The 23,090-nt window shown below is 67.1% G+C and carries 18 protein-coding genes; 15 read left to right on the forward strand and 3 right to left on the reverse strand.

The window, feature by feature from the left end; translation table 11 throughout:
• The first annotated feature begins 51 nt into the window (after window positions 1–51).
• From ACODRZ_RS17115 to ACODRZ_RS17130, 4 genes are all read left to right on the forward strand, one after another.
• The gene (locus ACODRZ_RS17115) at window positions 52–678 is read left to right on the forward strand and encodes a gluconate 2-dehydrogenase subunit 3 family protein (protein ID WP_488971840.1); all 627 of its coding nucleotides are present in this window, start codon (window positions 52–54) and stop codon (window positions 676–678) included.
• A complete protein-coding gene (locus tag ACODRZ_RS17120; protein WP_488971839.1) occupies window positions 678–2,375 on the forward strand; it encodes a GMC oxidoreductase in 1,698 nt (565 codons plus the stop codon). Before ACODRZ_RS17115 ends, ACODRZ_RS17120 begins: the two co-directional genes overlap by 1 nt.
• Complete coding sequence (locus tag ACODRZ_RS17125; RefSeq protein ID WP_488971838.1) at window positions 2,372–3,811, forward strand: MFS transporter; 1,440 nt, start codon at window positions 2,372–2,374, stop codon at window positions 3,809–3,811. The genes ACODRZ_RS17120 and ACODRZ_RS17125 overlap by 4 nt, the downstream gene beginning before the upstream one ends.
• A 196-nt stretch (window positions 3,812–4,007) precedes the next feature.
• On the forward strand, window positions 4,008–5,009 hold the full coding sequence (locus tag ACODRZ_RS17130) for a Rieske 2Fe-2S domain-containing protein (RefSeq protein ID WP_488971837.1): 1,002 nt from the start codon (window positions 4,008–4,010) through the stop codon (window positions 5,007–5,009).
• Between the two features lie 38 nt (window positions 5,010–5,047).
• Here ACODRZ_RS17130 and ACODRZ_RS17135 read toward each other — a convergent pair whose 3' ends face one another.
• The gene (locus ACODRZ_RS17135) at window positions 5,048–5,446 is read right to left on the reverse strand and encodes a C-glycoside deglycosidase beta subunit domain-containing protein (RefSeq protein WP_488971836.1); all 399 of its coding nucleotides are present in this window, start codon (window positions 5,444–5,446) and stop codon (window positions 5,048–5,050) included.
• A complete protein-coding gene (locus tag ACODRZ_RS17140) occupies window positions 5,446–6,450 on the reverse strand; it encodes a sugar phosphate isomerase/epimerase family protein (protein ID WP_488971835.1) in 1,005 nt (334 codons plus the stop codon). Before ACODRZ_RS17140 ends, ACODRZ_RS17135 begins: the two co-directional genes overlap by 1 nt.
• 293 nt (window positions 6,451–6,743) lie before the next feature.
• Here ACODRZ_RS17140 and ACODRZ_RS17145 point away from each other — a divergent pair, with 293 nt between their 5' ends.
• From ACODRZ_RS17145 to ACODRZ_RS17185, 9 genes are all read left to right on the forward strand, one after another.
• Complete coding sequence (locus tag ACODRZ_RS17145; RefSeq protein WP_488971834.1) at window positions 6,744–7,859, forward strand: FAD-dependent oxidoreductase; 1,116 nt, start codon at window positions 6,744–6,746, stop codon at window positions 7,857–7,859.
• Window positions 7,860–7,877: 18 nt separating this feature from the next.
• On the forward strand, window positions 7,878–8,780 hold the full coding sequence (locus tag ACODRZ_RS17150; RefSeq protein ID WP_488971833.1) for a VOC family protein: 903 nt from the start codon (window positions 7,878–7,880) through the stop codon (window positions 8,778–8,780).
• A gap of 3 nt (window positions 8,781–8,783) precedes the next feature.
• Entirely contained in the window at window positions 8,784–9,941 is a 1,158-nt protein-coding gene (locus ACODRZ_RS17155) for an alpha/beta hydrolase family protein (protein WP_488971832.1), read from the forward strand.
• The gene (locus ACODRZ_RS17160; protein WP_488971831.1) at window positions 9,938–10,729 is read left to right on the forward strand and encodes a cyclase family protein; all 792 of its coding nucleotides are present in this window, start codon (window positions 9,938–9,940) and stop codon (window positions 10,727–10,729) included. The genes ACODRZ_RS17155 and ACODRZ_RS17160 overlap by 4 nt, the downstream gene beginning before the upstream one ends.
• A 7-nt stretch (window positions 10,730–10,736) precedes the next feature.
• Window positions 10,737–11,702 carry a fumarylacetoacetate hydrolase family protein gene (locus ACODRZ_RS17165; protein ID WP_488971830.1) on the forward strand — a complete coding sequence of 322 codons (966 nt, stop codon included), beginning with the start codon at window positions 10,737–10,739 and terminating at the stop codon, window positions 11,700–11,702.
• Window positions 11,703–12,082: 380 nt separating this feature from the next.
• Window positions 12,083–14,992: a TonB-dependent receptor gene (locus tag ACODRZ_RS17170; RefSeq protein WP_488971829.1), complete on the forward strand. Its 2,910-nt coding sequence runs from the start codon at window positions 12,083–12,085 to the stop codon at window positions 14,990–14,992.
• Between the two features lie 65 nt (window positions 14,993–15,057).
• Window positions 15,058–15,774 carry a response regulator transcription factor gene (locus ACODRZ_RS17175; RefSeq protein WP_488971828.1) on the forward strand — a complete coding sequence of 239 codons (717 nt, stop codon included), beginning with the start codon at window positions 15,058–15,060 and terminating at the stop codon, window positions 15,772–15,774.
• Window positions 15,771–17,207 (forward strand): sensor histidine kinase, encoded by a 1,437-nt coding sequence (locus ACODRZ_RS17180; RefSeq protein WP_488971827.1) that lies wholly within the window; start codon window positions 15,771–15,773, stop codon window positions 17,205–17,207. The genes ACODRZ_RS17175 and ACODRZ_RS17180 overlap by 4 nt, the downstream gene beginning before the upstream one ends.
• Window positions 17,208–17,212: 5 nt before the next feature.
• On the forward strand, window positions 17,213–18,328 hold the full coding sequence (locus tag ACODRZ_RS17185; protein WP_488971826.1) for an alkaline phosphatase: 1,116 nt from the start codon (window positions 17,213–17,215) through the stop codon (window positions 18,326–18,328).
• 189 nt (window positions 18,329–18,517) lie between these two features.
• Here the strand turns inward: ACODRZ_RS17185 and glpK are convergent, their stop codons facing one another.
• The gene (gene glpK, locus ACODRZ_RS17190) at window positions 18,518–20,020 is read right to left on the reverse strand and encodes a glycerol kinase GlpK (protein WP_488971825.1); all 1,503 of its coding nucleotides are present in this window, start codon (window positions 20,018–20,020) and stop codon (window positions 18,518–18,520) included.
• A gap of 138 nt (window positions 20,021–20,158) precedes the next feature.
• Here glpK and ACODRZ_RS17195 point away from each other — a divergent pair, with 138 nt between their 5' ends.
• Both ACODRZ_RS17195 and ACODRZ_RS17200 read left to right on the forward strand, forming a co-directional pair.
• A complete protein-coding gene (locus ACODRZ_RS17195) occupies window positions 20,159–21,706 on the forward strand; it encodes a glycerol-3-phosphate dehydrogenase (RefSeq protein WP_488971824.1) in 1,548 nt (515 codons plus the stop codon).
• 129 nt (window positions 21,707–21,835) lie between these two features.
• The gene (locus ACODRZ_RS17200) at window positions 21,836–23,089 is read left to right on the forward strand and encodes an MFS transporter (protein WP_488986215.1); all 1,254 of its coding nucleotides are present in this window, start codon (window positions 21,836–21,838) and stop codon (window positions 23,087–23,089) included.
• The last annotated feature ends 1 nt before the right edge of the window (window position 23,090 follow it).

Genomic DNA, 23,090 nt, shown 5'->3' on the forward strand with positions numbered 1-23,090 from the left:
ACGGCGTTTGCGAATGGACATGACATATAGTGGCGCGGCGTTGCGGGAGCGATGCGCGTGAGCGGCTGGACGCGCCGCGATTTCGCGGGCGGCGTGGCGCTGTTCGCGCTGGCGCTGGGCATACCGGCGGCAGCGGTGAAGCTCACCGACCTTGCCGCCGAGGAAGCGCCGAGCGACCGCCAGCGCAGCCTGATGGCCGAGGTGTCCGACCTCGTAATCCCACGCACCGATACGCCTGGTGCAAGGGACGTGGGGGTGGGCGACTTCGTGGTCCTCGCCCTCGCGCATGGGCTGAGCGGCACCGGTGCGCCGATGGCTGTGGAGACGGTGACGGCGGCGCTCGTGCCCTTCCGCCGCCGTGACGGATCGCTGCGCCATCTGGCGTGGCTGGAGCAGGTTCTCGACCGGGCAGCGGGCGGCGACTTCCTGCGGCAGCCACGAAACCGGCGGGTCGAGGTTCTCTCCGCGCTGGATGCCGATGCCTTCGCACAAGGCGCCGCCTTCTCGCCCTGGACGGCGATCAAGGGGCTGATCCTGACCGGCTACTACACCACCGAGGCGGGGGGATCGCAGGAGCTTCGCTACGAACTCGTCCCCGGCAAGTGGGAGTGGGACATTCCGATGACGCCCGGCATGCGGGCATTTTCCAGCGACTGGACGGCAGTGGATTTCGGCTGATGACGGGCAACAACACGCAATTCGACGCGATCGTCGTCGGCTCAGGCATCACCGGCGGCTGGGCGGCCAAGGAACTGACCGAGGCGGGCCTCACCGTCCTGATGATCGAGCGCGGCCGCAAGATCGAGCATCAGGTCGACTACGAGACCGAGACAAAGTCTCCGTGGGACATGGAGTTTCGCGGGCAGGGCGACGCGGCGCTCTATGCGCGCGAATACCCGGTGCAGATGCTCAACCGGCACTTCAACGAATTCACGCAAGGCCACTTCGTCAACGATGCGCAGGAGCCTTATCAAAAGGCGCAGGGCAAGGATTTCGACTGGTTCCGATCTTATCAGCTGGGCGGCCGCTCGCTGACCTGGGGGCGCCAGTGCTATCGCTGGTCGGACTACGATTTCGGCGCCAACAAGCGCGACGGCTTCGGCACCGACTGGCCGATCCGCTACGCCGAACTCGCGCCGTGGTACGACCGGGTCGAGGAGTTCGTCGGCGTGTCGGGCGCGGCGGAAGGGCTGGCGCAGTTGCCTGACGGGCGCTTCCTGCCGCCGATGGAACTCAACTGCGTCGAGCAGGCGACCCGCGAGCGCATCCTTGCGAAATACCCCGACCGCGTCATGACGATCGGGCGCACCGCCAACCTCACCGAAGCGCGCCCCGAACAGGGCCGCGGGCATTGCCAGTATCGCAGCATCTGCGCGCGCGGATGCTCCTACGGCGCTTACTTCTCGACCCAGTCGGCGACGTTGCCGGCGGCGCAGAAGACCGGGCGGTTGACGGTGGTGACCGACGCGCAGGTGCACAAGCTGGACTACGATCCGGCGACGGAGCGGGTCACCGGCGTCCACTGGATCGACACGAAGACGGGTGAAGGGCGGCAGGCGCACTCGCGGATCGTGTTCCTCAATGCAGGCGCGTTCAACTCGGTCCACCTGATGCTCAATTCGGCGAGCGAGGCGATGCCCCGTGGCCTCGCCAATTCCAGTGGGGTGCTGGGGACGCATATCATGGACCACGCCAACACGATGGCGGGCATGGCGGTGATGCCCGGGTTCGAAGGGCGCACCACGTTCGGCAACCGTCCGACCGGCATCGTCATCCCGCGTTTCCGCAATCTGGAGACGATGGACGGCAAGGGCTTCACGCGCGGCTATTCGTTTCAGGGCGGCGCCCTGCAGGGCACGTGGACGCGCGGCAAGCGCATGGCGGGCATCGGCAGCGCCTACAAGGACGAGCTGCACGATATCGGTCCCTGGACGATGGTGCTGGTGGTCTTCGCCGATTCGATGCCGCGCGCCAGTAACCGCCTGACACTGAGCAACCGCACCGACCCGCGCGGCGTGCGCCAGCTGGAGATCGCCTTCGAGCACGGCAGGGAGGAACTGGCCGCGCTGTCCGACGCCAAGACCGAGGCGGCGGCGATGCTGACGGCGGCGGGCGGCCATGTCGTCATGGGCTTCGACCGGCCGGGCCACGGCGGCACCTCGATTCACGAGATGGGCGGCGCGCGGATGGGCTGGGATCCCCGGACTTCGGTGCTCAACCGCTGGAGCCAGGCGCATGACGTGCCCAACCTGTTCGTCACCGACGGCGCGCAGATGAGTTCGTCGGCCTGCCAGAACCCCTCGCTGACGTATATGGCGCTGACCGCGCGGGCCTGCGATGCGGCGGTGAAGATGCTGCGGGAAGGGGCGATTTGACGCCCGATGCGTCGCCGCCGCCAGCGGTGAAGCACGGTTCGGGCCTCAGCGAGCGGCAGAAGTCGCTCGCCTACCTGACGCTGATGGTGGCGCTGGTGCTGGAGATCGTCGATGTCACGATCGTCAACACCGCACTGCCGGTGATCGAGCGCGACTTCGGCGCCATGGCCGCGCAGGCGCAGTGGGTGGCAGCGGGGTATTCGCTCGCCTTTGCACTGCTGCTGATGCTGGGCGGACGGCTGGGCGATTCGTGGGGTTACCGGCGGCTGTTCGTCGGTGGGGTCGGCGGCTTCACGCTGGCTTCGATCCTCTGCGGCCTTTCGGGAAGCCCCGACCAGCTCATCGCCGCGCGCGTGCTACAAGGATCGGCGGGCGCGATGATGGCGCCGCAGGTCATGGCATTGGTGCAAGTGCTGTTCGAGCCGCTGGAGCGCGTCGCCAAGCTGGCATGGGTGGGCGTGATCGGCGGGCTCTCGGCGATCTGCGGGCCGATTCTGGGCGGGCTGCTGATTCATGCCGACCTGTTCGGGCTGGGCTGGCGCAGCGTGTTCCTGATCAACGCGCCGGTCGGCCTCTTCGCGATGGTGGTCGGCTGGAGGCTGCTGCCGGACGCGCGATCGTCAAACCCGCGAGGCGTCGATCTTGCCGGGACGCTGCTGTTCGCGGGCGCGATGGCGGCGCTGCTGGCGCCGCTGGCGCGGGGCGCGGACTTCGGCTGGCAGGCGTGGCACTTCGCGCTGCTGGCCGCCGCGCCCGGGTTGCTGGCGCTGGTCTGGCGCCGCACCCGCGCGCGGGCCGCCAGAGGCACCGCCGCCCTGTTCGCGCCGGAGCTTTTCGCTGAGCCGCAGTTCGCGCTGGGCCTCGCGATAGCGCTGCTGTTCGGTGCGGCGACCGGCGGGTTCCTGTTCGTCTTCGCCTTCGGGGCGCAGAAGCTGCTGGGCTATTCGCCCTTGCAGACCGGGCTGCTGCACATTCCCTTCAGCGTGGGTGTGATGCTGGGCATCGCGTTCCTCGGCCGCAAGCTGCTGATGAGCCGAGGCAAAGGCGTGCTGGTGCTGGGGGCCGGGCTCATGGCGCTGTTCGCGGGTGGCTCGCTGGGGTGGATCGGCTGGGGAAGCCCGTGGATTTGGGCGCTGCCCTGTCTGGCGCTCGCCGGAACCGGGATGGGCATGACTACCGGGCCGCTGACGCCGGTGATGCTGGCGCGGGTCGATACGCGCCATGCCGGGGCGGCGAGCGGGCTGATCAAGACGGTACAGGAACTCGGCATGGCGCTGGGTATCGCGGTGGTCGGCACGGCCTTCTTCGCCGGAGCGCCGCGCGGACAGGTAGGCGCGGTCTGGCCTGCCATCGCGGTGATCGAGGTGCTGCTGGCGGCGTGCCTGTTGCTGGCGCTTCGTCTGCCCGCGCAGCTGTTCCCGGAGCATGACGCTTGACTGGAATATTCATTCCAATTAAACCGTGATCCAAGCCTGGTAGCGGTCTTCGCACCGTTTGGGACGGCGGCGCGCTTCGCGCCGTCAGCTGCAGGCCCCGTGTCCTTCGGGACGAATCCCTATCGGGATGGGGCAATGTAGCGTCACATGCGCACCTCCTCCCCCGATCCATGACAGAGATAGAGGGGAGAAGACGATGCCCGAATATGTGCGCAACCTGTGGTACATGGCCGCCTGGGACCACGAGATCCCGGAACGCGGCATGCTTTCGCGCATCCTGCTCGATGAAAAGTGGCTGATCGCACGTCTTTCGGACGGCGCTTACGCCATGCTGGCGGACCGCTGCCCGCACCGCTTCGTGCCGTTGAGCAAGGGGCGGCTGGAGGGTGACCTGATCCATTGCCCTTACCACGGCCTCGCCTTCGACCGCACCGGCGCCTGCGTCCACAATCCGTTCCCGGCCGCGCCGCCTTCCCATGCGCGGGCGCGCACGATGCCGGTGGTCCATGCCCATCGCGCTCTGTGGTTCTGGCCCGGCGATCCGGCGCAGGCGGACCCGGCGCTCATCCCCGACTTCGCCTTCGTCGACCGCGCCGGAATGCAGCGCAGCAGCCTGACGATCCGGGGCAATTACGAGCTGGTCAGCGACAACCTCATGGACCTCACCCATGCGGAGTTCCTCCACGTCACCAGCTTCGGGGTGAACGGCTCGATCTTTCAGGGCGAGCAGTCGATCCGCACCGATTCCGACGGCGCGATCTGGAACAACTGGGACATGGAAGCGGTCACGCCGCCGATGTGGGCCGCGCCGATGCTGGCCAAGGGCGAGCAGGTGGACCAGTGGCTGCACATGCGCTGGCACGCCCCCGCCGCGATGGCGCTGACGGTCGGCCTTGCGCGCACGGCGACGCAGCGGGCGGACCTAGTCGTGCCGCAAATGGTCAACCCGCACATCATCACCCCCGAGACGCAGACGACTTCGCACTACTTCTACGACCACGAAGCCACGCCGGAGGCCGAGGCACTGGCGCGGCAGGTCTTCGTGGAAGAGGACGAGCCGATGATCGAGGCGGCGCAGGATGCTCTCGGCTCGCAGGACTTCTGGGACGCACGCCCGGCGATCCTCGAAACCGACGCAGGCGCGATCCGCGCACGGCGGCGGCTGATGCAACTGCGCAGGGCGGAAGCGGCTGGATGAAGCAGGGGGCGGCGCAACCCGCGCCGCCCCTTTCAACGTCAGATCGATACCGTTTTGCGGTCAGTGTTGATCGAGGGGAACGGCAGGTACGACACCCGCAACTGCTGGAGCAGCGCGAGTTCGTGCTCGCCCGCCGGGAAGCCGCCGGGATGGTCGACGAGAATCGTCGCGGGTGTGCCGAAGGGCCAGCGGCGGTCGTAGGCCAGTTCCATCTCGTCCAGCGTCAGGGCGCCCCCCGTGCGGCCGCCGCCTTCATCGAAACGCACGGCTTCGCGGGCAAGGGGCTCGCCGTCGATGGACACGTCCAGCTTCTCGATCATCGAAAGGCCGAGGCCGCGGTAGTAGCCGAGCTTGGCCTCGAAGGCGAAGCCGGTGGGGGCGTCCGCCGGGCCGGTGTTGCGCAGGCTGGCGGCGTTGATCAGGTACTTGTCGAACATCAGGCGATCTCCAGCCGACTTTCCGCCTTGGCGATGAGGTTTTCGAACATGACGTGCTGGCGGCGCACCTGCTCGCGGCTGTCCACTTCCTCGACGTCCTGGATCCAGCGGTTGCCTTCGTATTCGCTGGAAAGCGTGCCTTCCCAGCCGCACTTCACGAGTTCGGGGATCACTTCGTCGTAGGCGATCGTCGGGTCGGTGCAGTCCTGCGTCATGCCGTAGAACTTCGCCTGGATATGGCGGAAATACGGAGCGTAGTCCCTGATCCGCTTCGGATTCGCGTAAGGTGCATGGCGCAGGGTTTCGGCCATCGCGATCTCGGCCTTGTTGCCGCCCATCTTCACCGCGACTTCGTAGATCGTGTATTCGCACATGATCTTCTGTTCGTGCTGGTCGACGATGAACTGCGCGACTTCGGGGCGGGCGCCCTGCCGCTCGAACCGGGCGCGGAATTCGGGGGGGTAGTGCTTCATAAACACGCCCATGTCAGGCAGGATGCCGAGGTGCTTCGTGCCGAGGCGGTCGGCGACGTCGATCGTGCGCAGGATCCACGCATGTTCCAGATGCCACGGCGCGTGGACCTCGACGCCCATGTGGACGTCGAGCTGCTCGGCGTAAGGCACGCACTTTTCGAGGATGTCTGGCCGCACGAAGATCAGCACGCGCATGTTGCGGATGCCGAGGCGGTTGCAGAGCACGAGGTCGCGGCGGATGCTCTCGACCTGCTCATCGTCGGACAGGACCTCGCCCTTGCGCAGCTTGGTGTCGAGGAACATGTCGTAGCAGGTGAAATGGGCGCCGTGGCGGGCGAGCATGTCCTGCCATTCGCCGACTTGCGCATCGCTGATGTTCGGGAACGTCGGCATGTTCTGCTCGGGCAGGATCTCGATGCCCGGTGCGCCGATCGAGGCGGCGAAGGCGACGACGTCCTCCACGCTCATCCGGCCCAGGAACATTTCTTCCTGAAAACTGTAGAGGCTCACGCCCCGCTGGATCTTGGACATAGTGGCCCCTTTCGAATGGGCCGTTCGCAGCGGCATACGAAAGCGCTTCCGGCCCGTGCGGCCTGTCGCTTCTCCCGGATACGCGGCGTTGCGGCCGTCTATATTAGAATAGAAATTCGTATTTGGACCCGGATCGGGGCGCTGTCAATCTCTTGACGACCCGCGAATCCATAATTAGAAATATCGTTCTAATTTACGGATGCGGGACATAAAGCCGCGCCGGTTCGGACCATGAGCCCGGGAGAGAAGCATGCGGCCAATTCATGAGATTGTGACGAAGACGGGCGCTCGCCATGCGTGACCTCGATGTCCTCGTCATCGGCGGCGGCATCGGCGGGCTATCCGCCGCGATCGCGCTCGGCCGCGCGGGCCACCGGGTGACGGTGATCGAGCGTGACCCGGAGTGGTCGGTCTACGGCGTCGGCATCATCCAGCAGGCCAACGTTGTGCGGGCGATGGACCAGCTTGGCGTGCTCGACGCATTCCTCGACGCGGCTTGCGGCTTCGATGCAGTGGAGATCTACGTGCCCTCCGGCGAGCGCGTCGCGCGGGTACCGGCGCCCAGCCTCGTACCGGGCAAGCCCGCCAATGTCGGCATCGGCCGCCGCGCGCTGCAGAAGGTGCTCGGCGACCGCGCGAAGGCGCTCGGAGCGGCGATCCGGCTGGGCGTGACCGCGACCGCGCTCGACGATGACGGTGCCAGTGTGGCCGTCGGCTTCTCGGACGGCAGCGCGGAACGCTTCGACATCGTGGTGGGCGCGGACGGGGTCTATTCGCAGACGCGCGAGGCGATCCTGCCGGATGCCGCCGCGCCGGAATTCACCGGGCAGGGCGTGTGGCGCTACAACTTCCCGCGCCCCGCCGATCTCGACGCGCTGCACGTCTACAATGGCCCCGTAGGTATCGGTCTGGTGCCGATGAGTGCCGATGGGATGTATCTCTTCGCGACCAGCCCGGAGCCAGGCAATCCGCACTATCCCCGAGAGGGCCTTGCCGCCGCGATGCGGGCAAAGCTGGCGAATGCCGCGCCGCAAATCCGGGCGCTGGCGGAGCAGATCACCGATGACGCGGGCGTGGTCTACCGTCCGCTGGAGGGGCTGATGGTCCACGGCCCCTGGCACAAGGGCCGCGTGGTCCTGCTCGGCGATGCGGTCCATGCGACGACGCCGCATCTGGGGCAGGGTGCAGGGATGGCGATCGAGGATGCGCTCGTGCTCGCCGAGGAACTGGGCCGCAGCGACGCGCCGGAAGCCGCCTTCGCCGCCTACCGCGAGCGCCGCTACGAACGCTGCCGCTACATCGTCGAGAAGTCGCTGGAGATCTGCCACGGCCAGATCGGCAAAGGCCCGCAAGTCGACAACCACAAGGCCACCGCAGAGATGTTCGCGGTCGTCTCGCAAGCTATCTGATCAGGCAAGGACAGACCCATGACCCGAGTGACCGAGATCCGTTATGTCGGATATGGCGTCGAGGATTTCGACGCCGAACGCGCTTTCTACACTAACGACTGGGGCCTCGTCGAAGTGGCCGGTGATGACCAGATGGCGTGGTTCAAGACCCACGGCCATGACGAGCACCACGTCGTGCGCCTGCACAAGTCGGACGCCAACCACGTCGAGGTGATCGCCTTCGCCGCCGACACCCGCGCCGACGTCGATACCCTGCACGACAAGGTCGCCCAGGCGGGCTGCAGGGTCGTCCACGCCCCGCGCGATTTGGATGCGCCGGGCGGCGGCTACGGCTTCCGCTTCTTCTCGCCCGACGGTCTGCCCTTCGAGATTTCCGCCGACGTCGCGCGCTCTGACAAGCGGGCGATGGAGCGCTGGGAAGGCATGCCGGTGAAGATCAGCCACATCGTCGTCCACTCGCCCGACCATCAGGGGCTGGTGCGCTTCTTCACTGAGGTGCTGGGCTTCAGGGTGAGCGACTGGCTGGGCGACTTCATGTGCTTCCTGCGCTGCAACGAGGCGCACCACCGCGTCGCCATCCTGCCCGGACCGCCGTGCCTCAACCACGTCGCCTACGACATGCTGACGGTGGACGACATGTTCCGCGGCGCCCACCGCCTCAAGCAGCACGGCATCGACATTCGCTGGGGGCCGGGCCGCCACACGGCGGGCAACAACACCTTCAGCTACTTCGTGACGCCGGGGGGCTTCGCGGTCGAGTATACCTCGGAACTGGAGGAAGTGGACTTCGAGAACCACGTCCACAAGGTCCACGTACCCGCGCCGCTCGTCATGGACCAGTGGAGCATCGGTGTCGGCGGCCCGCAGACGATGCCGCACCCCAAGCCCGATGCGAAGCTGTTCCAGGCGGCGGAGGTCTGATCGGTGGCTTTGTTCGAATACTTCCCGAACTACATCTGGAACCTCTCGGTCGCGATCGCGATGGAATCGGGCGCGCAGCTCGGCGAGATCGTCGACATGTGCCAGCCGATCCGCGACGCGGCGGACAATGGCGCGGACGCGGGCACGCCGCAGTTCATGAAGGCATGGGCGGCGATGGGCGACAAGCTGCTCGATCTCGCCGCCGAGGACGAGGCGAAGGGCCGCGCCTGCTCCGCTTCGAACAAGCTGGAACGCGCCTCGCTCTACCTGATCACGGCAGAGCGCATGCAGGGCCACGGCGCACCGGGGCGCGAGGCGACTTACGCGAAGGCGCGCGAGGCGTTCGACCGCTCGACCGCGCTGGGCAAGCTCAACCGCGAGCGGGTGGAGATACGGCTTGCGCAGGGCACCATGCCCGCGCTGTTCACCCGCGCGCCGGGCGAGGGCCGCAAGCCCGTCGTCGTGTTCTGCAACGGCCTCGATAGCTGCAAGGAACTGCTTTACTGGACCCGGCTCCCCGAGGAACTGGCGCGGCGCGGCATCTCCACCCTGTGCGTCGATCAGCCCGGTTCCGGCGAGGCGCTGCGCCTGCAGGGCCTGCCGGTCGACCCGCATTCCGAAAGCTGGGCGAGCAAGGCGGTGGACTGGCTGGAGCAGCAACCCGAGGTCGATCCCAAAGCCATCGGCATGACCGGCATCTCGCTCGGTGGCCACTTCGCGCCGCGCGCCGTCGCCTACGAGCCCCGCTTCGCCAGCGGCGCGGTCTGGGGCGCCAACCATAACTGGCGCGAGGTGCAGGACAAGCGCATGTCCCGCGAGGGCGAGAACCCGGTGCCGCATTACTGGGCACACGTCCACTGGGCCTTCGGCGCCGAGGGTCAGGAGGACTTCCTCGCCAAATCCGAGGCGATGAACCTCAACGGCCATATGGACGGGATCAAGGTGCCATTCCTCGTCACTCATGGCGCGCAGGATCGCCAGATCAGCGTCGCCTATGCCGATGACCTCTACGACCAGCTCGTCAACTCGCCCCGGCGCGAGAAGGTGATCTTCACCCCGCGCGAAGGCGGCGTCGAGCACGTCGGCGCCGACAACATGGCCTATGGCCGCGACCTGATCTCCGACTGGTTCGCCGAAACGCTTGGAGGAGCAATCGCATGACCCGTCATTTCGTCGACCTCTCGATCACCCTGTGCAACGACGTGGTCAGCGACCCGCCGTTCCTCAAGCCCGAGATCACGTACCAGAACCACATGGACACGGCGGGCGAACTTGACATGTTCTTCCCCGGCGTAACCGCCGACGACACCCCTGACGGCGCCGGTTTCGCGGCCTCCGAATGGGTGAAGCTGACGACGCACAGCGGCACGCATCTGGACGCGCCCTACCACTTCCACCCGACCATGAACGGCCGGGACGGCGAGCCCGAACGCTCGATCACCATCGACGAAGTGCCGCTGGAATGGTGCTTCCAGCGCGGGGTGAAGCTGGACTTCCGCCACCTGCCGGACGGTCATGTGGTCACCGCCGCCGAAGTCGAGGCGGAACTCGCGCGGATCGGCCATGACCTGCAGCCGCTCGACATCGTTCTCGTCAACACGGCGGCGGGCAAGGCGCTCGGGCGGCCGGACTTCGTGAACGTCGGCTGCGGCATGGGCTACGAGGCGACGATGTACCTGACCGAGCGGGGTGTGCGCGTCACCGGCACCGATGCCTGGTCATGGGACGCGCCTTTCGCGCATACCGCGAAGAAGGTGCAGGAGACCGGCGACACCTCGCTGATCTGGGAGGGGCACAAGGCCGGGCGCGACATCGGCTACTGCCATCTCGAAAAGCTGCACAACCTGGAGGCCTTGCCGCCGCACGGCTTCACCGTCAGCTGCTTCCCGCACAAGATCAAGGGCGCGTCGGCCGGGTGGACCCGCGCCGTCGCCATCATCGAGGACTGAGCCTGCCATGCGTCTCGCAACGCTTGCCGACGGGACGGCGGACGGCCGCCTCGTCGTCGTTTCGGCGGACGGCGCGCGCTGCCTTGACGCGCCGATGCCCAACCTGCTGGGCGCGATGGAGGGCTGGACGGGTGCGGAAGCGCTGCTGCGTGATCTCGCCGCCCGGCTCAACGCGGGCGAGGGCGATCCGCTCGACCCCGCGCTTCTGCGAGCACCGCTGCCGCGTTCGTGGCAGTGGCTCGACGGTTCGGCATTCGGGACGCACGGGGAACTCATGCAGATCGCCTTCCATCTCCCGCCGATCGAGAGCGACCGCCCGCTGATGTACCAGGGCATGTCCGATCGCTTCCTCGGCCCCAACGATCCCGTCCCGTTCCCCAGCGAGGCGGACGGCATCGATTTCGAGGGCGAGTTCGGCGTCATCGTCGACGCGGTGCCGATGGGCGTCACGCCCGAGCAGGCGCTTGGCCACATCCGGCTGGTGGTCCAGATCAACGACTGGTCCCTGCGCGCGATCGCCCCTGTCGAGATGAAGACCGGCTTCGGCTGGGTCCAGGCCAAGCCTGCCTGCTCGATGGCGCCTTTCGCGGTCACGCCCGATGCGCTGGGCACGGCATGGCGCGACGGGCGTGTCTGCATGGACCTGCACGTCGACTGGAACGGCCAGCGCTTCGGCCGGGCGAACGGTGCGGCGATGGATTACGGCTTTCACGACCTCGTGGCCCATGCCGCCCGAACGCGCGATCTGGTCGCGGGCACGATCATCGGCTCGGGCACGGTGTCGAGCCCGGCCTATGCCGAGGTCGGCTCCAGCTGCATTTCCGAAGTGCGCGCCATCGAGACGATCCGCGACGGCAAGCCGTCCACGCCGTTCATGGCCTATGGCGACAGGATCCGCATGGAAGGCCGGGACGCGGACGGCGCTGCGCCGTTCGGCGCGATCGACCAGATCGTTTCGCGCCCGGCGGGCTGACCGTGCCGTTCGCGGACTGACCGCCAGGTCGGCTGCCGGAAGATATCCCGGCCGAGGCCGTCGGAGACATGCTCCGGCGGCCTTCTTTCTTAAATTTCCCTAATCTTCGGTGCTGTCACAGAACCGTAAATGCCGCTCCCTAGTGGCCATCCCCGACGATCGATAATGCTGTTGCACTGCAGCGAATTGCACTGATCCGAACCTGGGATTTCGCAATCGTGGCACAGGCGCTCGCGCGCCGGTGCACCGGCTCCATTCGTCATGATCACATTTTGAATTTGCGATCTTCGATCGCGAATTGGGGGCAATCCGTCATGTCGGTATTCTCGAGTATTTCGAAGTCTCGTCTTTGTCTTCGCGCGGCGCTGACCGCCGTTGCGGTGTCAAGCATATCGGTCGTCTGCGCGCCTGCGCAGGCCCAGTCGACCGGCGCGGCCCGTGCGGAAGGGCGGGTTTCGGGCACCGTCGTCAACGCCTCGGGTGATTTCCTGCGCGGCGCGGAAGTGCGGGTCGAAGGTTCGGACATCGTCTCGGTCACCGACAGCGACGGCCGCTTCACGCTGCAGCGCGTGCCCGTCGGCACCCAGCAGCTGAGCATTTCCTACATCGGCTTCGAGACCGGCCATCAGCCGGTCGAGGTCGGCGGCGCGGACGCGGCCGAGGTGCGCGTTTCGCTGCGTCCGCGCAGCGTTGACCAGGCGGGCGACATCGTCGTCAGCGGCAGCCGCCCGATCGCCGAATCCGAGGAAGCCGCGCTGCAGCTCAAGCGGTCCTCCACCTCGCTCGTCGATGTCATCGCGGCGGACAGCGTCGGCCGCTTCCCCGACCAGAACATCGCCGCCGCCGTGAGCCGCCTGCCGGGCGTCAGCGTCGGTCGCGATCAGGGGCAGGAGCGCTACATCAGCCTGCGCGGCTCCCCGGCAAGCTGGACGACGATGGCCTTCGACGGTGTCAACGTCATCAGCCCTGCGGGCCGCGAGACCCGTTTCGACACGATCCCCTCCTCGATCGCCAGCCAGACGGTGATCCTCAAGGCCGTGACTGCCGACATGCCGGGTGAAACCGTGGCCGGCAACATCAACATCGTCACCCGCAGCCCGTTCGACTATCCCGGCCTCAAGGGCGCGCTCGACGGCGGCTACGGCTACAACGACCTCGGCCAGGGCAAGCAGTACAACTTCAGCGGCTTCCTTTCCGACCGCTTCGCCAATGATACCCTCGGCATCCTGATCGGCGCCTCGCGCTACGAGCGCGACATGGTGACGGACAACTTCGAGAACAGCTGGGAAGTCTCGCCCGAGGACCAGGAGGACGGCGGCGAGAACCGCATCTGGAATTCCAAGACCCAGAACAAGCTCTATCGCCTGACGCGCAGCAACACATCGTTCTCGGGCCGCCTTGAATGGCGCCCGGACAGCGCCAACAAAGTGTTCCTGAGCTCGATCTACAGCCAGTTCCGCGACGACGAACTGCGCAACGCCTGGGTGTTCGACCTCGATCAGGACGCCAAGAAGACCGGCAGCAGCACCGTCGGCACCACGACCGGCTACGCCGATATCCGCACCGGCAATACGCCGATGCAGGGCACGCTCTACGGTTCCGAGATCGAGAGCACGCTCAATTCCAACTCCTCGCGCCAGAGCATCTTCACCAACACGCTCGCGGGCGAGCACGAGATGGACGCCTGGAAGATCAAGTGGCGAGCGAACTACACCCGTGCCGACAATCGTAGCAAGCCGCCCTTCGGTTCTTCCTGGGCGAGCCCCAGCAGCTTCACCTCGCGTCCCACGCTGGTCTATGACTTCACTGACCCGAACCTCGCCAAAGTGCAGCTCTACGACACCGTGCGCAATGCGGACGGCACCTACAGCGCGGGTGCCTCGCGCCCCTATATCTCGCCGACCGAGCTGAACTTCCTGTCGATGACCCGCAATCGCCAGCTTGACCGGACCAATGCCTACACCGGCAAGCTCGATGTCGAGCACACCCTGGACCTGTTCGGTGCCGAGACGGTGTTCCAGTTCGGCGGCGAATACGACAAGCGCATCAAGACCTCGCGCCGCACCGTGCTGGAGGTGACGCCTGCGACCCTTGCCGCCGCCGGCCTTAGCAACCCCACCCAGGCCGACATCAGCATCGACACGCCCTACAAGGGCAAACTGCCGCTGGGCTACGGCTTCAAGTACTTCTCCAGCGAGAAGGGCGAGGCCCTGTTCGACAGCTACCTCGCGGCGGGCGCGGCGCAAGTGCAGGCGGATACCAGCGAAGAGAACAACTATCGCGTCAGCGAGGAAGTCATCGCCGGCTACCTCATGGGCACCACCTACTTCGACTGGGGCAACATCGTCTACGGCGCCCGCGTCGAGAAGGTGACCAACACCGGTTCGGCCCTGTCGATGATCGACGATACATGGACGCCCACCCACGTCTCCAGCAGCTTCACCTCGGTCTATCCCAGCATCCACCTGAACTGGGACATCAACCGCGACATGAAGCTGCGCGTGTCGGGCAACACCGGCGCGGCGCGTCCGGACTACGACCAGCTGCGTCCGAACTTCTCCTACGACGACGTCGAGCAGGTGGTGTCCGGCGGCAACCCGAATGCCCGACCGGAGCGGGCCAAGGGCGTCGACGTCTACTTCGAATGGTACATGCCCTCGCGCGGGTTCTTCTCGGTGGGCGCCTACTACAAGAAGCTGGAGGACATCCTCTACGACGTCGAGCTGACCACTTTCGGCTCGGACGTGCTCAACTCGGACGGCATCGATCGTTCGGACTACCGCTACTCGACGGTCGCCAACGGCGGCGGCGGACACATCAAGGGCATCGAGTTCGCGTTCTCGCAGCCGCTCGAGGGCCTCGCCCGTTCCGCCGGCCTGCCCGACTGGGCGCAGGGCTTCGGTGTTCAGGCCAACCTGACGCTGAACGACTCCAAGGCTACTACGCCGGACGGTCGCACCACCGACCTGCCGGGCGCCTCGCCGCTGATCTACAACATCTCGGGCTATTACGAGCGCTACGGCTTCTCGGCCCGGGTCAGCTACCAGTGGCAGAAGGCCTACCTGGACTCGATCGGTTCGGGTGACATCCTGGGCGATACTTACTGGGCCAACGTCGCGCGCCTGGACTTCTCGATGCGCTACTCGATCAACGAGAACCTGCAGCTGTACCTCGATGCCAACAACCTCACCAACGAGCCGGGCATCCGCTACCAGGGCGACTTCCAGCACCAGATCGAGCACGAGACGTTCGGCCGCCGGTATCTCGCCGGCGTGCGCCTGAACTTCTGATCATGAGCGCGGGCGGCGCCGTTCCCTGCGGGGAGCGGCGTCGCCGGCATTCTCGCGAAGATCGCATGAACAGGACCATCCTCGTCGTGGAAGACGACCCGGCCACCGCCGGGTTTCTCCGTGCGGGACTCGAGGAAGAAGGCTACGCCGTTTCCTGCGCCGCCGACGGCCGTCACGGCCTCGAACTTGCCCAGGGTGGCCGGGGTCAGGGAGCCGGGGGCCAGGGAGGCAGCTTCGACGCCATCGTGCTTGACCGGATGCTGCCGGAGCTGGATGGCCTGGCGCTGCTCGCGACGTTGCGGGCGCAGGGTTGCGATACGCCCGTCATCATCCTTTCGGCGATCGGCTCGACTGACGAGCGGGTGCGTGGCCTCAGGGCCGGGTCGGACGACTATCTGGTCAAGCCCTTCGCCATGACCGAACTGCTCGCCCGGCTGGAAGTCCTGCACCGCCGCCGCGCCGCCTCGCCCGCGGTCGTCACACGGCTGGCCTGCGCGGACCTGACGCTGGACCTTCTGGCTTCGCGCGTGGAGCGGGCGGGCCAGGTGCTCCTCCTGCAGCCGCGCGCGGTCCAGCTGCTGGAATACCTGATGCGCAACCAGGGGCAGGTCGTCACCCGTTCGATGATCTTCCAGCACGTGTGGAACTACGATTTCGACCCCGGCACCAACGTGATCGACGTCTACGTCAGCAGCCTGCGCAAGGAGATCGACCGCCCCGGCCTCGTCCCCCTGCTGCGCACGGTGCGCGGCGAGGGATACCGCTTCGGGCCTGCCGCATGACCCCGGGCAGCGTCACCCGGCGCGGCCTGCCGCCGTGGCGCTCCACGAGCGGGCGCTTCGTCCTGCTGCACCTCGTCCTCAGCCTCGCCTGCATCCTGCCGGTGCTGCTGTACGTCTACTTCCAGGTCGACCGCATCATCCTGGCCGATTTCACCCGGCCGCTGGAATTCCGCCAGAGCAATCTCGACAAGCAGTACGGCATCGGCGGCATCGCACGGTTGCAGCGCGAAGTGGTCAGCCGCGCGGTGCGCGCGCATCGCGACCAGACCGCGATCCTTCTCGTCGATGCGGCCGGGCGCAAGCTCGCGGGGAATATCGAGCGCTGGCCGGCCGGCCTCGCCGCGCCGTCGGACTGGACACCGTTCACGCTGAAGCGCCTGGAAGAGCCCCGGCCCGAGGAGTTCCTCGTCCGGACCGTGCGCTACCCGTCGGGCCACCGCCTGCTGCTGGGCGGGCTGCTCGACAACCGCGCCGACGTACAGGGCGCCTTGCTGCTGGCGCTGGTCGCGGCCTTCGCGCTGGCGGTCCCGGTCGGGCTGCTGGGCAGCTTCGTTATCGTGCGCGAGATGAACCGCATGGTCGCCGCGATCGCCAGCATCGGCCAGCACGTCGGCGCCGGGGATCTCGGCCGCCGCGCGGATACCGATGGCAGCGGCGATCCGGTGGACCGGCTGAAGGCGTCGCTCAACGCCATGCTCGATCGCATCGAGGTGCTGGTGGAAGAGCATCGCACGCTGACCGACGCCCTTGCGCACGACTTGCGCTCGCCGCTCACGCGCATCCACATCCAGGTCACGCAGGCCCTTGCCGCTGCGCCGACCAGCTCCTCTGCGGCCCCCTCCGCCCCTGCAGACCGCGAGCGTTTCGATACGATCGCGCAGGAAGTGGGCATCGTCCTGCATATGCTGGAAAGCGCGCTGGAGATCAGCCGGGCCGAGGCCGGGATCGGGCGCGGCACTTTCGAGCGCTTCGACCTCGCCGCGATGCTGCGCGACTTATGCGAGATATACCAGCCTCTCGCAGCCGCCAGCGGCGTGGCGATCACCGTCGATTGCGTGGCCGACCTTGATCTGCAGGGCAACCGCGCGCTCGTTGCGCGGGCGCTGGCGAACCTGATCGACAATGCCCTCAAATACGGCGCGCAAGGCGGCGTGATCGCGCTGGATGCCAGGTCCGCAGGCGGCGAAGTCCATGTCTGCGTGGCGGATCGTGCCGGTGGCATCCCGGAAGAACGCCGCACGGAGGCGGTGCGCAAGTTCGGCCGCCTCGACAGTTCCCGCAGCACGCCCGGCAGCGGACTGGGCCTCAGCCTCGTCAGCGCCGTGGCCTCGCTCCACGGCGGCCGTCTCGAACTGGAGGACAACCGGCCCGGCCTGCGCGCCCGGCTGGTCCTCTCGCGTCTCCATCATTTGCAAAACCCCACGAAGGAGTAACAGGAATGCGCATCTCGATTAAGGCCGTGGCCACCATGGCCGCAGCACTGCTCACCGGAACCGCCGGTCTTGCCCAGGCGCAGGAAGCGCGCAACGTCATCGTGTTCCTCGGTGACGCGGGCGGGCTCCCCACGCTCAACGCGGGCGGTATCCTCGCCAACGACAAGCCGCAGTCGCTCTATATCCACACGATGCCCTACGTGGCGCTTTCGGACACCTCCTCGGCGAATCGCTGGGTCACGGATTCGGGCGCGGGCATGACGGCGATCATGACCGGCCACAAGACGAACAATTCGATGGTCTCGGCCATTCCCTCCGGTCCGAACGGCGCGGTGGTTCCGGTCAAGTCCCTGCTCGAATATGCCGAGCAGCGCGGCCTTTCCACCGGCGTCATGACCAACATGAAGATCTGGGATGCGACCCCGGCGGCCACTTACGCCCACGTCGCCGCGCGCAAGGACAAGGATTCGATCTTCCAGCAGATGCTCAAGCCGCGCTTCGGCAACGGCGTCGACATCCTGATCGGCAAGGGCCGCGCCGATGCCGTCGCCTCGTTCGCGTCGCGCCAGACCACGGCCGAGAAGGCCTTCGCCGACGCCGGTTACCGCTTCGGGGATGATCCGGCGATCGTGCGCGACGCGGCCCGCGCCGCTGTGCTGCGCGACAGCGACTTCGCCCCGATCCCGGCGGTCGAGGCGACCATCGCCCAGCTCGCGAAGAATCCCAAGGGCTACTTCCTCATGGTCGAGTGGGACATGCACACCGACGACCCGAAGAAGGGCCTGCGCCACGTGGTCGAGATGGATGACATGATCCGCCGCGTCCACGAGATCGCCGGCAAGGACACCCTGATCCTGTTCACCGCCGACCACAGCTTCGGCCTGCGCATGGGCGGCGGCGTGCGCGGCACCCCGCTGGTCGAGCAGTACGATGCGGAAGCGGCGAAGCCCGGCGTGACGAACGCCACCAATGGCGTCATCAGCGTCCAGGACGGCCACACCGGCGAGGAAGTGATCGTGGCCGCATCCGGTCCCGGCGCCGAAAAGGTGCACGGCTTCATGCCGAACACCCGGCTGTTCGACATCATGCTTTCGGCCTTCGGCTGGAAGCGCGATCAGTAAGCGCCAGCATCCGGGAGAGTGCGAGGGCGCTCTCCCGGGCCTCGCCACGGCGCCGTGCTGGGGCAGGATCAGTTCGCGTCGGCCGACGCCACCTTGATTGTCATCGCAGGCGAGGCGGAGCGACGCGGCGGGACATGCGTTCCCGCCTCAGCCGCAATGACGGTGATGCAGGAGAGGCCGGAACGCGCTTCAAACCGCTGCGAGTTTCACGGTAGCGGCGGCCAGCGCCCGCCGCCATCCCGTCAGCAGACGGTCGCGCAGGTCGTCCGGCATCGAAGGCTGGTAGCACGTCTTCTCGCGCCCGGCCGAGGCGATGGCGTCGGTATCGGGCCAGACGCCGACCGCCAGCCCGGCAAGGAAGGCCGCGCCCAGCGCCGTCGTCTCCAGATGCGCGGGCCGCTCTACCGGAATGCGTAGCACGTCGGCGAGGAACTGGCACAGCCACGCATTGCCCGCCATGCCGCCGTCCACACGGATGGCAGAAGGCAGGGTTCCGCTGTCGGCGATCATCGCCTCGATCAGGTCGAGCGTCTGGTACGCGACCGCCTCCAGCGCGGCGCGGGCGAGGTGGGCAGGTTCGGTGTCGAAGGTCAGCCCGACGATCGTGCCGCGCGCCTCCGGGTCCCAGTGCGGCGCCCCGAGGCCGACGAAGGCGGGGACCATGTAGACGCCGTGGTTGTCGGCGATGCGCGTCGCCATGTCATCGGTCTGGCGCGCGTGGGTGATGATGCCGATGCCGTCGCGCAGCCACTTCACCGCTGCGCCCGCGGCGAAGATCGATCCCTCCAGCGCGTAAGTCATGCGCCCGCCGATGCGGTAGGCGGGCGTGGTCAGCATGCCGTGCTCCGACGTCACCGCCGTCTCGCCGGTGTTGAGCAGCACGAAGCAGCCGGTGCCGTAGGTCGACTTGACGGTGCCGGGTGCGAAGCACGCCTGCCCGACCAGCGCCGCCTGCTGATCCCCGGCGATGCCCGCCAGTGTGACCGGGGCGCCGAACAGTTCCGGCAGCGTCTCGCCGAAGACGTGGCTGCTGTCCTCCACTTGCGGCAGCATCGCCATGGGGACGCGCAGCAGCGTGCAGAGGTCCGCGTCCCAGCACTGCGCATGAATGTCGTAGAGCAGGGTGCGACCGGCGTTGGTGACGTCGGTGGCGTGGACGGCGCCGCCGGTCAGGCGCCAGAGCAGGAAGCTGTCGATCGTTCCGAAGGCCAGTTCGCCGCGCTCGGCCCGCTCGCGCGCGCCGTCCACCGCGTCAAGGATCCAGGCGACCTTGGTTCCGGAGAAGTATGGATCGAGCAGCAGGCCGGTCCGCGCGCGCACCATGGCCTCGTGACCGGCTTCGCGCAGGGCCGCGCAAGTGCGCGCGGTGCGGCGATCCTGCCAGACGATCGCGCGGTGGATCGGCTCTCCGGTGGCGCGGTCCCACACCACCACCGTCTCGCGCTGGTTGGTGATGCCGATGGCGGCGAGGTCGGCGGCGGTGATGCCCGCTTCGGCGATCGCCTCGCCGACGGTGGCGACCACGTCGCGCCAGATGTCCTCGGGATCATGTTCGACCCAGCCGTCCTCGGGATAGTGCTGGGCGAATTCGCGCTGCGCGGTGGCGAGGGGGCGCCCCTGTGCATCGAAGACGATGCTGCGAGTCGAGGTCGTGCCCTGGTCGATGGCGAGGACGTAGGAATCGGCTGGCACTGGACATCTCTCCACGCGGCATTGAGGTCAGTTGACTTCGGGCAGATATTTTTCTTCTGGTAAGGCCAATCTACTACTCATATAGAGCACGACGTCAATCGCCCGAACGGGGTGATGGCCCGTGAAAGAGGATGCCTGATGCCTTCTTCGGACAGTTCCGTGCCGCTGGATACCGCTTGTGTGCCGTTGGGTGCCCTTGAGTGCACTTACGATCTACTGGTCGTCGGCGGCGGTATCAACGGCGCGGGCATCGCCCGGGACGCCGCCGGGCGCGGACTTTCGGTGCTTCTGGTGGAGCAGGAGGACCTTGCGCAGCACACCTCCTCGGCCAGCACCAAGTTGATCCACGGCGGCCTGCGTTACCTCGAATACGGCGAATTCCGGCTGGTCCGCGAGGCCCTGATCGAGCGCGAGCGGCTGCTGTCCATGGCTCCGCACATCATCTGGCCGCTGTCCTTCGTGCTGCCGCAAGTCAACAGCCCGCGCCCCGCCTGGCTGGTGCGGCTGGGCCTGTTCCTTTACGATCACCTCGGCGGCCGCAAGGTCCTCCCCGCCACCCGCACGATCGCCAAGCTGGACCACGATCCGCGAGGTAACGGTTTGAAATCCGGCGCAAAATCCTTCGTCTATTCGGACTGCTGGGTAGAAGACAGCCGCCTCGTCGTCCTCAACGCGATGGACGCCCAGGCACGCGGCGCACAGATTCGCACCCGCACCCGGCTGGTCTCGGCCGAGCGCTCCGACGGCCTCTGGACCGCGATGATTTCCGACGCGCAAGGGAGGCATAACGTCCGCGCCCGCGCTCTCGTGAATGCCGCCGGTCCGTGGGTCGCCGACGTGATCGCCCGCGTCCCCGATGGCCGCAGCGATCGCGGCGTCAGGCTGATCAAGGGCAGCCACATCGTCGTGCCCCGCCTTTACGAAGGCGAGCACGCCTTCCTGCTGCAGAACCCTGACAAACGGGTAGTTTTCGCGATCCCCTACCAGGGCGAATTCACCCTCATCGGCACCACCGACGAAGCCTGGAACGAGGCCCCCGGCGCCGCCGCGATCTCGGAAGGCGAGACCCGCTACCTCCTCGACACCGTGGCCTGCTACTTCACCCGCCCGGTGAGCGAAAGCGACCTCGTCTGGAGCTACGCCGGCATCCGCCCGCTCTACGACGACCGCGCCAGCAGCGCTTCGGCGGTGACCCGCGACTATGTGCTTGACCTCGATGCGGAGGACGGCCGCGCGCCGATGCTCAACATCTTCGGCGGCAAGATCACCACTTATCGCAAGCTTGCCGAGCACGCGATGGAGAAGCTCGCGCCGCTCCTCTCCCCCAAATCCGGCGCCTGGACCGCCGGCGCCACGCTGCCCGGCGGCGACATGCCCGAGGCGGACTTCGAACGCTTCGTCGCGACCCTGATCGCCGAACGCCCGAACCTCCCCGCCCCCCTCCTGCGCCGCCTCGCCCGCGCTTACGGCACCCGCGTCGCCACCCTGCTCGGAGATGCTCGCGACGTGGCGGGACTCGGCCACCATTTCGGCGGCGATCTCTATGCCGCCGAGGTCGATTATCTGGCCCGCCACGAATGGGCACGCACCGGCCGCGACGTGCTGTTCCGGCGCTCCAAACTCGGCCTGAAACTCGACAAATCGGTCGAATCCGCGCTCGATGAGCACCTTGCGGAATGGCCGTAATTTGGCTTGTCCAGAATGGTAAGACCTCTCTGGACATGGCGGTTTTCCGCGACTAATCAACGATAAGAATCTTGGGAGACAGAGCATGAAGGCGGTCGGAATCCGGACGCGGGCCAAGGGAGCGGGGCGGTGAGAACCGTGCGTCACTTGCGCTGGTGGATCGTCGCGCTGATCTGTGTCGGCACGATCCTGAACTACCTCGCCCGCAATTCGCTGGGCGCGCTGGCTCCCGAACTGACGAGCGTGCTGCATATCTCGACGCAGCAGTACAGCTACATCGTCGGCGCCTTCCAGTTGGCCTACACGGTGATGCAGCCGGTCTGCGGCTGGATCGTCGACCGGGTGGGCCTGCAGGTCGGTTTCGCGCTCTTCGCCGCCGCATGGTCACTCGCCAACATGGCCCACGCCTTCGCGGGCGGCTGGATGGGGCTCGCCTTTTTCCGCGGGCTTCTGGGCATGAGCGAGGCCGCCGCGATCCCCTCAGGGATGAAGGCCATCGCCGAATGGTTCCCTGCGAAGGAACGCTCGGTCGCGACCGGCTGGTTCAATGCGGGCACCTCGCTGGGCGCGCTGATCGCGCCGCCGCTGGTCATCGCCGTCTCGCTCGCCGCCGACTGGCGCGCCGCCTTCCTCGTCACTGGCGGGGTCGGGCTGTTCTGGGCCTATGGCTGGTATCGCCTCTATCGCTCGCCACAGAAGCACTGGGCGATCACCCCGGAAGAGCGCGCCTATATCGAGCACGACCGCCCGGTCGCGCCCGCCCGCCGGGCCTCGGCGAAGGAGATCGTATCCAGCCCGCGCTTCTGGTCGATCGCGATTCCGCGCTTTCTTGCGGAGCCCGCGTGGCAGACCTTCAGCTTCTGGATTCCGCTCTATCTGGCGCATGAGCGCGGCATGGACATCAAGCAGATAGCGCTGTTCGCGTGGCTGCCGTTCCTCGCGGCGGACCTCGGCGGCGTGCTGGGCGGTTATCTCTCGCCGTTCTTCATGAAGCGCTTCGGCATGAGCCTGATCCCCTCGCGCGTCACGGCGATCAGCCTTGCCGCCGTGCTGATGATCGCGCCGGGCTGCATCGGCCTTGCCGCCGATCCCTACACCGCGATCGCACTGTTCTGCGTCGGTGGTTTCGCGCACCAGATCATCTCGGTGCTGATCAACACGCTGAGCGCCGACGTCTTCTCGCCCGAGGAAGTGGGCACCGCCAACGGCTTCGTTGGACAGGCGGGCTGGCTTGGCGGCCTGCTGTTCTCGCTGCTGATCGGGCAACTGGCCGACAGTGTCGGCTATGCCCCGCTGTTTGCCTGCCTTTCGGTTTTCGACCTTCTCGGCGCGGCCGTGCTGATCGCCATGATCGGCCGCCTGCGCTCCGCCGTTTCGGAGTAAG

The sequence above is a fragment of the Novosphingobium sp. FG90 genome (assembly GCF_057808725.1).